The sequence below is a fragment of the Deinococcus detaillensis genome, from assembly GCF_007280555.1.
In the GTDB taxonomy this organism is placed as follows: Bacteria; Deinococcota; Deinococci; order Deinococcales; family Deinococcaceae; genus Deinococcus; species Deinococcus detaillensis.
Genome location: NZ_VKDB01000042.1, coordinates 1 through 15,632 on the forward strand (window position 1 = coordinate 1; position 15,632 = coordinate 15,632).

The window sequence follows — 15,632 nt, forward strand, 5'->3', positions numbered from 1 at the left end:
AATTCGGTCGTGAACGTTTTGCGGGGTGTCATGGTCGTGCCTCCTATGATCGAGGCTTAACTCCACCTGCGCAAAATCGACTGAACCCCACAACTCAAGCCGCTCCGCAGTGTGCCCGTGGATTCAAATGCAGAAGGGTAACGGAGACTAAGAATTTGTCAACTTCCCGCACCACCGCCCCAGACCGTGGCCCCATCACTCGAGCACGCGCACCCGGTTGCCGCCCGCCCGCTTGGCCTGGTACATTCCCTCATCTGCCCGGCGCAGGTCCTCGGTTAGGGTGCTTGTGTCCTGAATGACCCCGATGCTGAGCGTTACCGGCTCTCCAAGCGTAAACGGCTGCTGGAACTGACGTTCGCACTCGGCCCGCAGGCGCTCCATATCCTCCGCCAGCGTCTGGCAACTGCTGTCCACGCGAGTGACCACAAACTCGTCCCCGCCCAGCCGGGCCAGCAGATCGCCGGGCCGGGTGAACTGGCGCAGCAACTGTACGACGTCTTGTAAGACCCGGTCCCCAGCCGCGTGTCCGTGGCGGTCATTGACGGCTTTGAAATGATCCAGATCAATCAAGGCCATCACCACCGGCAGCCCCTCCTGGCGGCGCAGGTCAATCCACTGCTCGAAGGCCCGGCGGTTGCCCACTCCGGTCAGATCGTCGGTCAAGCTGAGTGCGCTGGCCTCGCGCCTGAGGATTTCGAGCGTGGCGGCCTGCGTCCGTAGCGCTGTGGCGACGTGTTGGGCTTGCTCGAGGCGGCCCAGCACTTCCAAAGCTTTGAGTTGGGTGGTGCGCTCCCCGTCGTGGCGGCGGCGAACGGCCTCCAGCAACTCACGCATAGCCAGGTACGCCTTGTGCGGCTGCCCGCTGCGGTAGAGGGCCTGCGCCCGAACCTCCAGAAAATCGTCGAGCATGTCCTGGCGGGTGGCGATCCAATCTTGCAAACTGTCCAGCAAGGTCAGGGCCGTGTGGGCAGCGCCGTGCTGGGCTTCCAGCTTGGCGTGGAAGAACTGGAGCGTGAGCAGGCTATCTAACGGTAACTGAGGCTGAGACACCTCGGCCTTCACAAAAAGCTGCCGGGCCTCCTCGAGCTGCCCCACCTCGGCCAGCCGCAAAGCTCGTTGGGCAACGGTTCCCACCCAGTACGGCCAGGCCTGCGTTGGCTGCAACAGGTCCAGAGCGTGTGAGAGCAGGGCGTCACTTCTGACGGTGTCTCCCAGCTCGTGGTAAGCCACGCTGAGATTAAAAGCCGCCAGTCCCAGCCCCGCGCGGTGGGCGGTTCCCGCTCCCTGGAACACGTCGTAGGCCATCTGGTAGCGCTGCCGCGCTCCGTCCGGGTCATCCCAGATCAGCAACACCCCGATGTCGTTGTGGGCTAGCCCCTGCATCTCGGCGTCACCCAGAGCGCTCCCCCACTGAAGCTGCTGTTCAAAACAGGCCAGCGCTTGGCGTCCCCGCCCCAGCTCCATCAGCACGTCGCCCTGAATGCCCACGGCCCTGGCGTGCCAGAGGGTGGGCGTCTCCGAGGGCCACTCCGCTGCGGCCAGCGTCAGCGCTTCCAATGCTCCGTTGTGGTTTCCGGCACGCCAGGCCAAGTACGCCTGAAGCACGCGGGCCCCGGGCCCAAGTAGATGGGCCTCAGCTAAGCTCAGGGCTATGTCAGGCGAACTCATGCGTAAGCTCCAAGCGCGTTCGAGGTCGTTATGCGTCAGCGTCACCCCTTCATTAAACTCGGGCCACACTGACTAGACTCTCTCTGTTAAGAGAATCACGCGAACTGGGGGCGGATTTCCTTCGCCGCCGTCTCAAAGCAGGCGGGCTGACCGACAATAGAAACGCTGCGCTGACCCTTAACGCCCAGCAAATCAATTTGGAACGCTGAGTAAGAAGTTGGAGAGTGGTATTTTTTATACTCCTCCTATGCCCTCTGCTCGGTCCCATCTCTCATTCCCACCCCACGGCGCTGGCCTACAGAGGCGATCCGGGTCTGCCGACCAGGCAAGGCTCTTCAGGTCTACGCTGCAAAGGATGGTCCTGTGGGGGAAGACGAGGCAACGTGCCTACGCGCTGGTGACGGCCTTCAGCAGCCGAGTCTGCCGGCCCAGTCCCGACAGGCCAGCAGACTGGCGGTGCCTGAGATGACGGCGGCGCAACAAGAAGCCTTTGAAAAAGTGTCTCAAAGCGTCATGGCGCTGGTCACGAATCTCGTCTTGATTCTCGATGCTGAAGGCAAGATCACTTACGCCAGCGAGAGCGTCCATCACTGCCTCGGCTACGAGGTCGCGGCGCTGCTCGGCCAGCCAGCGGCCGATTTCCTCACGTTTGAGCAAGCCGCTGAAGTGAAAAGCAATCTCAGCGCCCCACCCGCGCCGGAATGGCGTCAGTATCAAGTTCGCCACCAGAACGGCTCCTGGAAAAACCTGGACTTCACCTGGACCAGTCTCCTCGACGACCCACTGGTGGCCGGCGTTCTGGTGGTGGCGCGGGACATCACCGATGAAGTGCAAATTCGCCTGGAACTGGCCGAGCAGCGAAAGTTCTACCGGACGATTCTCGAAGATCTCCCGTATCAGGTGGCCGTCCTCGATGAGCAGGGACGCTATGTCTACGCCAACCCGGCGGCCATCGGAAATCCCGAGGTGCGCCGGGGCATCATCGGGCTGACCGACGAGGAGTATTGCCGCTGGCGCGGACACGATCCGCAAGTAGCGGTCAACCGTCAGCGCCATTTCGACGAGGCCAGCCGCAGTCGCCGCTGGGTCAACTGGGAAGAGATCATGCGCGGCCCGGACGGGCATCTCAAGTATCACCAGCGGCATTATCATCCGGTCTTCGGAGCGGACGGCCACCTCGACCGGATGATCGGGTACGGACGCGACGATACCGAGCGCCAACGTCGGCTGATGATGAATGCCAGGCAGACCCAGGCGCTGCGTCTGTGCGCCCAGGGAGCGCCGCTGCAAGAGATTCTGAATCAGATCCTGAGTGCCCTCGAAGCGTCCTTCCCGCACTCCCAGGCGACGCTGTGCCTCGGCGACGAAGCGCTGCCCGGCCCAGCCGCACCGGGGATGACGGCGGACATCCTGGTCGGAGCCGTCCGCGTCGGCACGCTCGAACTTCAGCAGCCGGAGACAGGCGACCTCGCTGAGGCCCAGCCGGTGCTGGACCATCTGGCCGGTCTGGCCAGCATGGTTATCGAGCGCGACTTGCACCTCAAGCAGCTTGAACGGCTGGCCTACGCTGATAGCCTGACCAATCTGATGAACCGGCCTGCCTTCGTCCGGGCGCTGAATCAAGCCCTGGCCAGCAGACAGCGCCCGTCGGTGGTGATCTTGGATCTCAAGCAGTTCAGGAACGTCAACAGCCGGTATGGGCACGCGGCGGGCGACGCGCTGCTGGTCGCCGTGGCCCGCCGAATCGAGCACAGTCTGCCGGGTTGCAGCGTCGCCCGGGTCGCTGGCAACGGATTTGCGCTCCTCATCCCCGGCGGCCCCGTAGAGACGGTCATCACAGCCTTACCCCAGGTTCTGAGCCAGCCCTTTGCCGTGCGGGGCGAAACACTTTACCTCAATGTTCATATCGGCGTCAGTTCCGAAGCTCAGCCGCAGGAAGACGCCGAGGCTATCGTCCAGCAAGCGGAACACGCCCTACGTCAGTCCAAGCAACTCGGTCAGACGATTTCGCTCTACGACGCCGAGGAGTACGCGGTCGAACTGACGGCCATGACCTTGGAAGCGGAGTTGCGCCAGGCATTCACTGACCGCCAGCTTGTTCTGGCATTCCAGCCGCTGGTTCGCGCCCGCTCCGGGAACCTGGAGGCGGTGGAAGCGCTGCTGAGATGGACCCATCCGCAGCGCGGAGCCATTTCGCCGCAGGTCTTTATCGCCCTGGCCGAGCAGAGTGACCTGATCCTCGACATCGGCGGCTGGGTGCTGCAACAAGCTTGCCAGCAAGCGGCAGCCTGGCCCGGCGGGCCGGTGCAGGTGAGCGTCAACGTCTCTGCGCGGCAATTTGAATCTCCACGGCTAAAAGAGGACGTGCTGAATGCCCTAGTGATCAGCGGCCTGCCTGCCCACCTGCTGGAGCTCGAACTGACCGAGAACATGCTGATGACCTCAGGCCGGGACGTGGTCGATGTGCTCGAGCAGCTCAAGGCCCTGAACGTGCGGCTGGCCCTTGATGATTTCGGGACAGGCTACTCGAGCCTCGCCTACCTGAACCGCTTTCCGCTGGACGTGCTCAAGATTGACCGTTCATTTATTCAGGGGCTGGGGCTGGAGACTTACGGTCAGAAAAATCTGGCCATCGTGCGCTCGACCATCGCGCTGGCCCATGAGTTAGGACTTGAGGTGGTGGCCGAAGGCGTCGAGACTGGCCTGCAACGCGAGATTCTCGTTGCACTGGGCTGTGACCTGCTCCAGGGCTACTTTTTCTCCGCGCCGATGCCGCTTGAGAAGGCGGTCACTTGGCGGTTCGGGAGCGGGCCACGGTCAGCAAAACCATAATATTCGCTTAAAGATTTGGCCTTTCTATCAGAGGCCCAGTTGCTTGGGCAAAAGCAAAAGCCACTCAATGGCCCGCATGACTGGACTCGGCCCAGTCCTCTGCGCCTTTGGGCAAGGTGAAGCCGAAGGTGGCTCCCAGACCGGGCCGGCCCTCTGCCAGCACCGTGCCACCGTGGCGGGTCACGATCCGCCGGACATTGGCTAGGCCCACCGCCGCCCCCTCGAATTCCTCCTGACGGTGCAGGCGCTGGAACATCGAGAACAGCTTGCCCTGATACTGCGGATCAAAACCCACGCCGTTGTCACGCACCCAAATCGTCCAGGCTTGCGGCTGGTCTTCAGCCCAGATCTCGATGACCGCTCGCTCACAGCTGCGGGTGTACTTCACGGCGTTGCTCAGCAGCGTCATCATCACCCGCCTTAGGAGGTTGGCGTCACCCACTACTGTCGGCAACTCGGCGACCTGCCAAGTGATCTGGCGATCCGGGGCGGCCACGCTCAGCTCTTTGCGGACCGCGTCTACTAGCCGTCCCAAGTCCATCCTGCTTACCTCCAGCGGCTGCCGGGACGTGCGCGAGAGGTCCAAAATGCCGTCAATCAGCTCGTTCAGGTGAGCCGCTGCGGTCTCGATGATTTTGAAGTACCGCTCAGACTTTTCGCCCAGCGGCCCCGGCAGTGAGCGGCGCAGCAGACCGCCGAAGCTGAGGATGTGCCGCACCGGAGTCCGCAGGTCGTGTGAGACCGAGTAAGTAAAGGCTTCGAGTTCCTCGTTCGAGGCCTGGAGTTGGTCACGCTGAGCGACGAGTTGACGGGCCTGCCCAGCACGCTCCAGGGCCAGGCCTAAGCTCTGCGCCGTACTGATCAGCACCGCGCGGTCGGCTGCGCTCCACTGACGTTGCCCAAAGAGGGGCACGTTGAAGACCCCCAGCACCGAACCGTTGACGATGACCGGCAGGGTCGCCACGGTCAAGAGGTGGCTGACCAACGCCGGGTCGATGTCGCGGGCGGGATCATAGTGATCTTGAAAGAGCGGCTCCCGCGTCTGGTAAGACCAATCGAGGCTGGGGGTCAGGCCGACCGGCAAGCCCGCCGTCATGGCGTCTTGCAACTCGGGCTTACCGACCTCGCCGACCTGAGCAGTGACGTGCCACTGCTCACCGATCACCTGCCAGAAAGCGGCGTAGCCCGGCGGCAGCAACGAGAGCACCAAGTTCAGCGCCCGCCGGATCAGGAGATCAGGATCACTGTTCATGCCCAGATCACGGGTCAGTTCGGCAAATCCCTCCAGCGCCCGGGTGCGGGCTTGGAGTTCGGCGTTTTGTGCCGCGAGCTGACGGGCGGTCTCGGTGCGCTCGAGGGCCAGCTTGAGACTGCGGCCCACCGAACGGAACACCGCTTTGTGATGGGGGGTCCAGCGCGGGGTGTTCTTGAGACCCAGCGCGAAGATCGCCCGGACGGTGCCGTCCACGTGAAGCGGGTAAGTGGCGACACGCTGATACACCTCGGTCATGGCGATCTGCTCCCGGGCCGGGTCCCAGGCATCGACGAACGCCGGTTCGCCGGTTTGCATCGGCTGGATGAACATGGGTGTGTTCAGCGGCAACCCGGCCTTGAGTAAGGCCAGCAGCGCCGGGTTACTCTCCAGGTCGCTGCTGTACACCTTGAGCTTCCAGGCCCCGTCTTCCAGCGTGTAGTAGCCGTTGGTGCAGTCGGGGAAAAGCAGGCTCAGCACCTCCTCGGCCCGCGCCGCCAGGGCCAGCACGTCCGTCTCGCCGTCGGCCAGTTCGGTGAAGCGCACGAAGGCTTCGAGTTCGGTGGTGCGGTCCTCGACTTGCTGCCCCAGGTTGCCCGCGAGCCGCGCCCGGTCGAGTGCCAGAGCGCACTGCCCGGCCAGCGTCAGCAGAAAGCGCTCTTCATCGGCGGTGAAGTGGTGCGGCTCACGGAAGTCCAGCACGATCACGCCCAGCGGCTGACCAGCCTCGACCATCGGCAGCACCGCGCTGGCCACCGCCGCCACGCCGCCGGTATGCCGCTCAAGTTCCGGGTAAGCCCGAACCATATCGCCGCTGGCGTTGAAGAAGAGCGGGGTGTTGGAGCGCAGGGCGTCCGTGCCGGGGCGCGAATCACCCAGGGTGCTGTCCTGCCAGACGCTGGCCTCGTCGTGACCCCGCCGGGCCGCGACATGCAGCCGGTCATCCTGCGCCAGGAGTACCGCGCCGCTGATGCCGCCCAGCGCCTCCAAAGCGTCACGCAGGATCAGGCTGAAGACCTCGGCCTGTGTAACGACGGCGGCCAGATCCTGGGTCATGCCCTGGAGGCGGGTCATCAGGTTGGAGGTCCGTTCCCGCACGGTGACATCAGTCTGGAAGCCCACGAAATGTGTGATTGTTCCCGCCGCGTCACGGATGGGGCTGAGGGTCAGCTCGTTGTAGAACAGGGTGCCGTCCTTGCGGTAGTTCCGCAGCACGGTGGTGGTGCTCTGGCCCTGTGTTAGGGCCGCATGGATCTCACGCCGGGCGTCCTGATCACGGTCCCCGGCTTGCAGGAAGCGGCAGTTGCGTCCGATGACCTCCGCCGCCGGGTAACCGCTGAGCTGCTCGAAGGCCGGGTTGACATAGATGATGGGCAGGTCCGGCTGCCGGGCATTGGAGATGGCGATGCTGCTCACGCTCGCCGCGAACGCTTGGCCCAGAAGCTGAAGGTCAGGCGCGGACGCGGGTGGGTCCATGGTTCCTCCTGCCTAGCGGGTTGGACTTCATGGGCAGACTATAGAGCCGCAGACGGTTGAGCTTGGGTGTTGAGGAAGCGCTCGTTTGCTCGCCACCTCTGCCCGTGTGCCTCAGTGCAGACCGCGCCGAGGAAGCGCTCAGCAGCTCAGCAAAGGCCACGTCACCGAGCAAGCGCTCCAGCACGGCCTGATGGAGCGTACCGGCGGCTGAAGTGCCCACGCTGCGGGGGCGGCATGGCCCGCTGGCTCTCCGGCAGACTGAACAGAAGTGAGTCACTCTGTCCTTCTTGCGTTACTCCTTGGCCCTGTTTGACTTTCCCTTTTTCGCACGGGGCCGCTTGGGTTTAGGCGGCGCGGGGTCTTTTCCAAAGGCGCTGGCGCTGATTTGCCGCCAGTACTCACCGTGGATGCGCAGATCAAGCGGCGTCAAGCTCTCCCCGAAGACGGGTTCGGGCCAATGTTGTACCGTCAGTCCTGCTCCTTCCAGAGCGGTGACGATAGCCCTAAACCGTGGGCTGGGGCTGGGCGTGGTGGCCACCGTGGAGGCCCCGTGTGCGCGGGCGAAACGGATCACCTCGGCGGCCACGTCGCCGCGCAAAACGTGAACCGGCAATTCCTGAACACACTCGTGAATGAAGGTCTGGCGTTTGGCGCTGATCTCCCATTCCTTGAGCAGCGCATCGTCCCAGACGAACATGGCAGGCCCCTTTGGGTAGGCGGTCAGCGCTTCATTCGTGGGTGAGAGGCGGTCTCCATGCACCCACACCACCGCGCCGGGAATGACCTCAGGGGTGAGCGGCGGCTCCCAAAGCACGGCTTCCAAGCGTGTGGGTTCCAAGTGACTGCTCTCGCCGGGCGCAGCCTCTTTATCCTCGAATAGACGCTCCGAGAGGGCGGTATAGGTGGCGTCGAAAGGACAGCCGGCGTCCGCCAAGGGACATGAAGCGCAGTAACGGTCTCCGGCGTACTTGACCAAGGCTCCCCGGTTCCACAGGTAGGGATACGCCCGCCAAGTGCTCGCCACCCACTGCCAGCCCAAGTTGTTGGACGACGGATCGCCGTCGAGCAGGTGCGTGAGGAACCACGCCGCCCCGCCCTGCCACCACACCCGGCGGTGGTGAACGACGTAACTCGCCAGCCACATCCGGACATGGTTGTGCAGGTAACCGGTTTGGCGCAGTTCACGCGACCAGGCGTCGATGCAGGCCGCGCCTGTCGCACCATCCTTGATGTCAGCCGGGAACTCGCGGCTATAAGTGGAGGCCGGTAGGCCGGTCTTGTACGGCTCGAAATCCTGCCAGATGAGATCGCCCACCTCGGCGTACACCCGCACGGAATAATCACGCCAGCTCAATTCGTTGACGTACTTCCATACCTGGCTGGGCGCAGTGTCCGGCGCGTGGGTCAGCGCCGCGTCCCGCACTTCGGCCAGCGTCAGCACGCCGTGGCGCAGGTAGGGCGAGAGGCGAGTGACGTGGCCGTCTAAATATGAACGGTCGCGCCCGTAACTTACCGGGTCAATGGCGGCCAGCGCTCCCAGCGCCGCTGCCCGCCCACCCCGTGCAAAGCCCCGGTGCGGCAAGTCTTGGGCAAAGATGTCCGGAAACAGTTCGGCTGGGGGCGTGTCCCGCAGGCTCGCGGGCAGTGGAGCAGGTGGCTTGGGCATCTCAAAGGAGTCTGCCATCCCGTAAAGGTGCTGATGGTGTGCTGGAGCGTCCATCTCCTCACGGCTTCGGCCTGCCAACGCAAGGTGGCCCGCTTTGACGTCACCTGAGATCAGCTTCAGAGCTTAACTGAAGGTGAACATTGCCGAGCAGAATAGAGCCGCTTGTTTAGGCGAGACTGTGGGCATGGATCTTCAAGAAGCTCAGTCCGCCTTTGAATCGGCTTTCAATGCTCAGCAGCACGGCAGGGAGGGTCTAAACGTCGCGGCGCAAATCAGCGGCGGCACGTTTCAAGTCTCGGTGCGCTTCCAAGACGTGGATACCGAACGTGGGTTCGACGTGGTGGCCGAACCCCTTGCGAGCGAGCACCGCAGCGCCGAGCAGCTTGGACAGGAGGTGGCTGAGGTGGTGAAACGTGAACTGATGTACGGCCAGCTTCCCGCGCGGGATGAGCAGGGCGACTTCCGCCGGATCGTCGTGTGAAACTGAGCTTATGTTGGCCTGACTTCGGTGGTTTGAGCAAGTAGAGCGCCGCATTTGGGAATTGACCTGAGCGCAATGCTGCTGGGGCCGAGCCGTTGATAGTTTCGGTCTGTCTGCCTTCTGGTGCTGGAGGTGGGGTAGCTTTCTTTTAGCTGCTAGAAAAGAGAGGCACCTGCGCACCGGATGTGGAAGCCGGGCGCTGATTCTGAACGCTGAGGCCCAGCAGCCGCACCGGGCGGCCCGCCAGCAATTCCGGTGTGAGCAGTTCGCGGGCGAGGCTGAGCACCCTCGCCTCATCGGTCAGCGGCAGTCCACTGGTCAACCGGCGCGTCAGGATGCTCCGGTCAGCGAACTTGACTTTGAGCACCAAGCTGCGCCCGGAATACTCTGCCCGCTTTAAGCGCGGGATCAGGAGCGCCACCAGACCGGGCAGAGCGGCCTGAATTTCAGCAAAATGCCTCAAGTCATCTTCATAAGTCCGCTCCACGCCGACACTTTTGCGTTCTCGGTCAGGGTCGACGGGCCGATCGTCGATTCCGTGGCTGATGCGGTGAAAGTGTGCGCCCTGAGCGCCGAACCAGCGGGTCAAGTCGCTCAGGGTTTGGCGTTTGAGATCAGCGCCAGTGAACAGTTGGTGTTCGTGCATCCGGCTTTTGGTGGCCGGGCCGACGCCGTGAAAGGCTTCGACGGGGAGGGACGCGATCAGAGCGTCGGCTTCTTCAGGCCGAATGACGGTCAGGCCATTGGGCTTGTGCAGGTCTGAGGCGAGCTTGGCGAGGAATTTATTGAAACTGACCCCAGCCGAAGCGGTGAGCTGAGCTTCGCGCTGAATATCCGCTTTGATGGCCCGCGCAATGAGCGTGCCCGATGGATGCTGGCTGACATCCAAGTACGCCTCGTCCAGCGAAAGCGGCTCGACCAAATCGGTGTACCGGACAAAAACGCCCCGAATCACGTCCGAGACTCGCTTGTAGACCTCCATGCGGGGCGGCACCAACGTCAGGTGCGGGCATTTTTGCAAGGCCAAGCTGGTGGGCATGGCGCTGCGAACCCCGTAAGCTCTGGCCTCGTAACTGGCGGTCAGCACCACGCCGCGCCTACTCTGATGCGCCACCGCGACGGCCAGTCCGCGCAAGCTGGGCTGATCCCGAATTTCGACACTGGCATAAAAGGCGTCCATGTCGATGTGAATGATGCGCCGCACACCACCAGTATCCGATCAGCGGCTCAGTTCATTGGTGAGTCTGGTCGCGCCTTGACAGTAAACTACCGGGGACTTGTAGCACATGCTGGCAAAGTCCTGCTGCTCGGTGGTCAGGTCGATCTCATCGCTGATGGCGCGGTTGATACATGACAGGCACACCCGGTCTGTAATATTCACGTCCGGGTAGGCGGCGCAAAAATCTAAGGGCTCACCGATCTGGCCTACGCGCCGTGACCAGCATGTAACGGATGTCGGTGCTGGCCTCAAAACCCGAGGTGCTGTAGACCGCCACCGTCAGGGCCATGTAGTCGCCCTGCACGCGCACCTCGGACAGCTCGTAGTGAAAGGTGCAGCGGCGACTGGCAGGCACGCGGGCATCTTCTTGCAGCAAGGTGGTGACCTCGGTGCCGGGCTCCGGGCTCGAGGTCACCGAGAGCATCAGCCCACGCGAGAAGCCGGGAGATTCGCTGTTGGGTGGGCAATCCTTGCTGGGGCCAAAAGAAAGCTGCGCCAGCCGGAACAGCCACAGCTTGCGGCCAAATTCCACGTTGTAGTCCTGCGCGGCGGGCATATTCGGGCGGCCCGTCACCGACGCAGGAAACACGTCCGGGCTGCTGGGCCTGGCGTACAGGTCCGGCGGCGTACGTTTCCAGATCACTGTGCCGAGGCGCAGATCGCTGATGCCCAGGCGTTTCAGGGTGGGCGCGGCCTTGCCGAAGACCTGTTGCCTGTTCAGCATGCCCGCCCGCCCCACGCCAGGATTTTCCCCAGTCTGGCCGTAAAACCGCTCCAGCAGGGTATTTCTGGCGCTGTCTACCACCCAGAGTTCGGTGTAGGCACTGCCGCTGCCGTCCTGCGTCCCGTACTGGGTGAGGGCGGCGTAACGCCCGTCGGGTGAGAAGCCCGCAAATTCCGGCTCGGCACGGTCTGCGGCGGCTTGTCCCAGCGCGGCGCACAGCAGCAAGGCGAGAAGACGTCTCACCTCAGCGCACCTCAAGGTTTACGCTGCTCAGCGTGGGATTGGGGCTGGCCTTCTCGCTGGAATAGCGGATTTCGTAGATGCCGGGCTGTGCAGGAATGTTCAGCGTACCGGGATTGCCGTTTCTGGTGTAGAAATAATCCTTGTATTGTCCGACCGGCGTGCCTTTGGGCACCACCGTGACGTAGTCGCCGGGATTGTTCGGCCCGGTCCACTTGACCTGAATGCGGCTGCCCGGTTTGGCGCTGACGGGGGCCGTCAGGCCGTACTTTGGCGCGGTCAGCGTGATGGGAATGCTGGCGAGGGTGGGGTTGGGATTGGCCTTCTCACTGGAGTAACGTAGCTCGTATTCGCCCGCGTCCAGCGGCACAATCAATTTGCCGGGGCTGCCTGCCGATGTGTAAAAGTAGGTGGTGTACTTACCGACGGGAGCGCCTTTTTGCACCACCGTCACGTAATCGCCGGGATTGTTCGGTCCGGTCCACTTGACCTCAATCTCGCTGCCTGCCCCGGCGGATTTGGAGGAAGACAGGCCGTACGTCGGCGGCGTCAGCGTGATGAGCGCACTGGCGAGGGTGGGGTTGGGATTGGCCTTCTCGCTGGAATAGCGCAGTTCATACTCGCCGGGCTCCAGCGGCGCGAGCAGCTTGCCAGGATTGCCCGCCTTGGTATAGAAGTAGTTGGTGTATTTGCCCACCGGTGCACCCCTTTTCACCACTGTGACGTAATCGCCAGGATTATTTGGCCCTGTCCACTTGATCACGACTTCACTGCCCGCCCCAGCAGATTTTGGACCCGATACGGCGTATTTGCCTGTCTGGGCGGCCGCGGTGGCGCGGCCCAGCGCTTCACCGAGTTCCTTACCGCTGCGGGTGTTTTCAAACGTTCCCACGCCCTCAAAACTCTTGCGGGCCTTTTCGTTCAGGTCGATGCCGATGATGCGGATGTCCACCTCGATGCCCAGCTTCTTAAACATCGCCCCGGCGTCATTCAGCTTGCCCCCGCAGGACTCCTCACCGTCTGTCACGAGGACGATGACCTTGCGGCTGCTGTCCTTCGGGAAGTCGTTGGCCGCCTGCATCAGGGAGTAGACGATGGGCGTGGCCCCTTTTGGTGTGGCAGCCGTCACCTGAGTTTGCAGCGCGGCCTTGTCAAAGCCTTTCATGGGCGTGACCAGCACGGAATCCTCGCACTGTGCGCCCGCTTTCAGCCCCGCGCCGTAAATCCTCATGCCCACATTCAAGCCGGGATCGGCGTTCAAACCTCCCAGAAACTGGGTGAGGGTGGCTTTGGCCGAAGCGATCCGGGTCTGGCCGTCGGGCAGTTTGCCCAGCATGCTCCCCGACGCGTCCAGAATCAGTTGAATATTGGTGGTGGCGCTCTGGGCGCTGGCGGAAAGGCCCAGGCCAAGAGCCAGGGTCACAGACAGGGAAATACTTCTGGGTATGCGCATGAGAACACCTCTCGGAAGGCTGTAAAAAGTCGGTCAATTCTGCTCACGTGGGTAACGGTGGCGACTGCGCGAAACTGGCGGCAGTGAACGGCCTCAGCTCATGCTCTCGGTGGGTGTTGCCGGGTGAAGGCAAGTACGGAATCAGGTCGCCTGGAAGAGGTGAGAGCGTGGAGCCGTCAGGCGCTGGCTTCCAGCATGGCTACCCGCTGCGATTCCTCAGTCCCGCTCAACGGGGAGGCGGTGGTCTTGGGTTCCCGCACCAGCAACACCGGCACCCCGATCCGGCGCATAACGCCCTCGGCGACGCTGCCCAGGAAGAAACGGTCCAGCCCGCTGCGGCCATGCGTCCCCATCACCACCAGCGAGCACTGCTGCTGCTCGGCCACATCGGCAATCGCTTGAGCGGTTCGCGGATTGCCGTCCTCCAGGCACAGCAAACGGATGTTGGGCGATCCCAGCGCCGTGCGGGCGTCTTCCAGCAGGCGCTGACCCTCGGCTTTGGCGCGTTCGCGGGTCTCCAGAGTGCCGAAGGTATAGGCCGAATCGCCGTAGATCACGGGAAGCGGGGGCACGACGTACAGCACGGTCAAGGTGCTGTGGTGGCAACGGGCCAGTTCGGCGGCAACTGGCAGGGCAAGAGCACTCAGTGGGCTGCCGTCAATCGGGACGAGAATGTGGTCAAACATAAACAACTCCTTGAATCGGTGTCCGTTCCAGCGCGTGGCCAGGCGACATACGGGTGTGAAAAGGGAGCCTAGAATGTTCGGGCTGCCCCCTGCCCTCACCTCAGTAGCGGGTGAGCATCACCATGCCGCCAGTTGCGGCCAGTTCGCCGTCGTCCACGAAGACCGCCCGCCCGCCGCGTTGCATGACGTGTTCGATCATCTCGTCCACGGCGTCGGCGGCGTCGTCCGGGCCATCTCCACCGCTGGGCAGCCGGGTCAGGCGGCGGCCATCCTGGCTGACCCGCGCGGGGAAGTGCAGGTTTTGCTCGACCACCATGGTGTCCACCTGTCCGTCCAGCGCGGCTTGCCAGGCTTCATCCAAATCCGATACCGTCCGGTTGTGTCCGCTGGCCTGCTCAATCTGCTCGAAGATGTCCTGGCGGCGTTCGCGCAGAGCCGCCTGCATCTGGGGCCAGATGAGTTCGCCCAGATCATGGGCACTTAGGTGATCATGGCCGCCCTCGACTTCCGTGACGATCAGCTCCGTGTTACGGCTGACCCGTTTGAACATCCCCAGGTTCTCGGACAGGCCCACCAGCACCACCGGGAAGGGCAGCGCCTGCACCGCCCCGCGCAGGCCGGTGTCTACCTGCCGCATGAACTCTTCCAGCGCCCGCTCGATCTCGCGGCTGGGCGAGGCCCCGATGCCCATCTGAACAGCCACACCGGTGCCGGGGCCGCTGTATTCACGTGGGAAGCCGTAATCCCGAACCTCGTGCAGATCAGGGCCGCGCCCCAGATACAGCCGGGTGGGTTTTTCCGTGAGCATCAGCGCCAGGTACTGCGGCGTGCGGTTCATGGCGAAGACCAGATCACGGGTCAGGAAGGTGTCGTCCAGCACCACGCGTTCCGGCAAACGGTAAGGCAGCTTGAAGACCTCCTGGTAGGCGGCGCTGACAAACAGGGCCAGCCCGTCCAAGTTGTGTTCGTGGTTCACGCTGTCGGCCAACTCTTGAAGCTGTTCTCTGAGCTTCAGCGTCTCGCGCTTGCCGTACTCGGCTTCCAAGCGGTTCGTGGTCTCCGTCACCAGATTCTTGAGGCGAATCGGGTCTTTCTGGTTGTCTGGCGAGGTGCGGTAGGTGGGCAGCGTGATGGTGACGCTGGGCCGGGCGCTCAGGCCTTGCAGGTGCTTGACAGTTTCGAGATTGAACATACTTGATCCTCCTGTGTCGTCGAGTGTTTGAGGTAGGGCGTCTGACGCCGTGAGCCCAGAGGGGGCGTCGCGGTCAGATTTGTTGGTCGCTCAGTCCAGATCGGTGAGGGTCAGCTCAGTCGGCGGCGCTCTGATTCGGTCACCCGTTCTGTACGCTGCTCCGAAGTGGCCCTTGCAAACCATTCCGGTAACTGCGCGATAGAAAACACGATCTCGCTGCCGGGCCTTGGAAGGACAGGGCCTCCATCGTCAGCCCAGACGGACAGGGCCAGCTTCTTGGCTGGACTCAACGGAGCTGGGGCGTCTGGAGCAATGGTCGATGCGGGTTTAACTTGCATAAATCATCACACTTCCTCTGGCAGGAAACATCTATTTCATGCTCTTGTTGTTAGAGGAGACATGCTTCCCGCTGAAATCATTCTACCTTATTTATCGTAAAGGTACCTGATCAAATTGGAGACCAAAAAATAAATTTCTGTGTTAATATTTAAGAAACGGCGGCATTTCAAAAATAAATCTAAATGACCCTGCTTTTCAAAAAATCTCTCTTACGAAAAAGAATAAAACTTGAGGTTCTATTAGAAACAGAGATGATTTCAAAATTGTCGCGCCCGGCTTTGCCAAGAGAAAATCCAGACCTTCCAGCTGACGGCCTGACAGATTTTATGAGAAAGCGTCCCCAGTAGGGGACACTTTCGTTTATGACGACAGAACAGGCCACCGGGGACGCTTCTCGACTCTAT

12 protein-coding genes are annotated in these 15,632 nt (G+C 62.5%); 3 read left to right on the top strand and 9 right to left on the bottom strand.

Going from position 1 to position 15,632, the window contains the following annotated elements:
• Positions 1–195 precede the first annotated feature (195 nt).
• Positions 196–1,605: a GGDEF domain-containing protein gene (locus FNU79_RS17895; protein ID WP_143722161.1), complete on the bottom strand. Its 1,410-nt coding sequence runs from the start codon at positions 1,603–1,605 to the stop codon at positions 196–198.
• A 528-nt stretch (positions 1,606–2,133) separates the two neighbouring features.
• On the opposite strand from FNU79_RS17895, the gene FNU79_RS17900 reads away from it, so the two are divergent.
• Entirely contained in the window at positions 2,134–4,500 is a 2,367-nt protein-coding gene (locus FNU79_RS17900) for an EAL domain-containing protein (RefSeq protein WP_143722162.1), read from the top strand.
• Positions 4,501–4,564: 64 nt separating this feature from the next.
• Here FNU79_RS17900 and FNU79_RS17905 read toward each other — a convergent pair whose 3' ends face one another.
• The gene (locus tag FNU79_RS17905) at positions 4,565–7,228 is read right to left on the bottom strand and encodes a GAF domain-containing protein (protein WP_143722163.1); all 2,664 of its coding nucleotides are present in this window, start codon (positions 7,226–7,228) and stop codon (positions 4,565–4,567) included.
• 85 nt (positions 7,229–7,313) lie between these two features.
• Here FNU79_RS17905 and FNU79_RS19695 point away from each other — a divergent pair, with 85 nt between their 5' ends.
• A complete protein-coding gene (locus FNU79_RS19695) occupies positions 7,314–7,439 on the top strand; it encodes a hypothetical protein (protein ID WP_263862380.1) in 126 nt (41 codons plus the stop codon).
• Positions 7,440–7,520: 81 nt separating this feature from the next.
• Here the strand turns inward: FNU79_RS19695 and FNU79_RS17910 are convergent, their stop codons facing one another.
• On the bottom strand, positions 7,521–8,894 hold the full coding sequence (locus tag FNU79_RS17910) for an FAD-binding domain-containing protein (protein WP_143722164.1): 1,374 nt from the start codon (positions 8,892–8,894) through the stop codon (positions 7,521–7,523).
• A gap of 184 nt (positions 8,895–9,078) precedes the next feature.
• Here FNU79_RS17910 and FNU79_RS17915 point away from each other — a divergent pair, with 184 nt between their 5' ends.
• Positions 9,079–9,375: a hypothetical protein gene (locus FNU79_RS17915; protein WP_143722165.1), complete on the top strand. Its 297-nt coding sequence runs from the start codon at positions 9,079–9,081 to the stop codon at positions 9,373–9,375.
• A 148-nt stretch (positions 9,376–9,523) separates the two neighbouring features.
• Here the strand turns inward: FNU79_RS17915 and dinB are convergent, their stop codons facing one another.
• The 6 genes from dinB to FNU79_RS17940 all read right to left on the bottom strand — a co-directional run bounded on the left by dinB (position 9,524) and on the right by FNU79_RS17940 (position 14,889).
• Positions 9,524–10,579: a DNA polymerase IV gene (gene dinB, locus FNU79_RS17920; protein WP_225430164.1), complete on the bottom strand. Its 1,056-nt coding sequence runs from the start codon at positions 10,577–10,579 to the stop codon at positions 9,524–9,526.
• Positions 10,580–10,594: 15 nt separating this feature from the next.
• Positions 10,595–10,756 (bottom strand): hypothetical protein, encoded by a 162-nt coding sequence (locus FNU79_RS19270; RefSeq protein ID WP_185974802.1) that lies wholly within the window; start codon positions 10,754–10,756, stop codon positions 10,595–10,597.
• Positions 10,757–10,787: 31 nt separating this feature from the next.
• Complete coding sequence (locus FNU79_RS17925) at positions 10,788–11,561, bottom strand: DUF2259 domain-containing protein (protein ID WP_185974803.1); 774 nt, start codon at positions 11,559–11,561, stop codon at positions 10,788–10,790.
• Between the two features lies 1 nt (position 11,562).
• Positions 11,563–12,981 carry a vWA domain-containing protein gene (locus tag FNU79_RS17930; RefSeq protein ID WP_225430165.1) on the bottom strand — a complete coding sequence of 473 codons (1,419 nt, stop codon included), beginning with the start codon at positions 12,979–12,981 and terminating at the stop codon, positions 11,563–11,565.
• 206 nt (positions 12,982–13,187) lie between these two features.
• Positions 13,188–13,697 carry a universal stress protein gene (locus tag FNU79_RS17935; RefSeq protein WP_143722168.1) on the bottom strand — a complete coding sequence of 170 codons (510 nt, stop codon included), beginning with the start codon at positions 13,695–13,697 and terminating at the stop codon, positions 13,188–13,190.
• Between the two features lie 100 nt (positions 13,698–13,797).
• Positions 13,798–14,889 carry an AOC03_06830 family ribosome hibernation factor gene (locus tag FNU79_RS17940; RefSeq protein WP_143722169.1) on the bottom strand — a complete coding sequence of 364 codons (1,092 nt, stop codon included), beginning with the start codon at positions 14,887–14,889 and terminating at the stop codon, positions 13,798–13,800.
• Between the last annotated feature and the right edge of the window lie 743 nt (positions 14,890–15,632).

What these genes read in the sequence shown, in the direction of transcription:
- FNU79_RS17900 (WP_143722162.1), top strand. Translation starts at nt 2,134, where the DNA reads ATGACGGCGGCGCAACAAGAAGCCTTTGAAAAAGTGTCTCAAAGCGTC.
- FNU79_RS17935 (WP_143722168.1), bottom strand. Translation starts at nt 13,697, where the DNA reads ATGTTTGACCACATTCTCGTCCCGATTGACGGCAGCCCACTGAGTGCT.
- FNU79_RS17910 (WP_143722164.1), bottom strand. Translation starts at nt 8,894, where the DNA reads ATGCCCAAGCCACCTGCTCCACTGCCCGCGAGCCTGCGGGACACGCCC.
- FNU79_RS17940 (WP_143722169.1), bottom strand. Translation starts at nt 14,889, where the DNA reads ATGTTCAATCTCGAAACTGTCAAGCACCTGCAAGGCCTGAGCGCCCGG.
- FNU79_RS17915 (WP_143722165.1), top strand. Translation starts at nt 9,079, where the DNA reads ATGGATCTTCAAGAAGCTCAGTCCGCCTTTGAATCGGCTTTCAATGCT.
- FNU79_RS17905 (WP_143722163.1), bottom strand. Translation starts at nt 7,228, where the DNA reads ATGGACCCACCCGCGTCCGCGCCTGACCTTCAGCTTCTGGGCCAAGCG.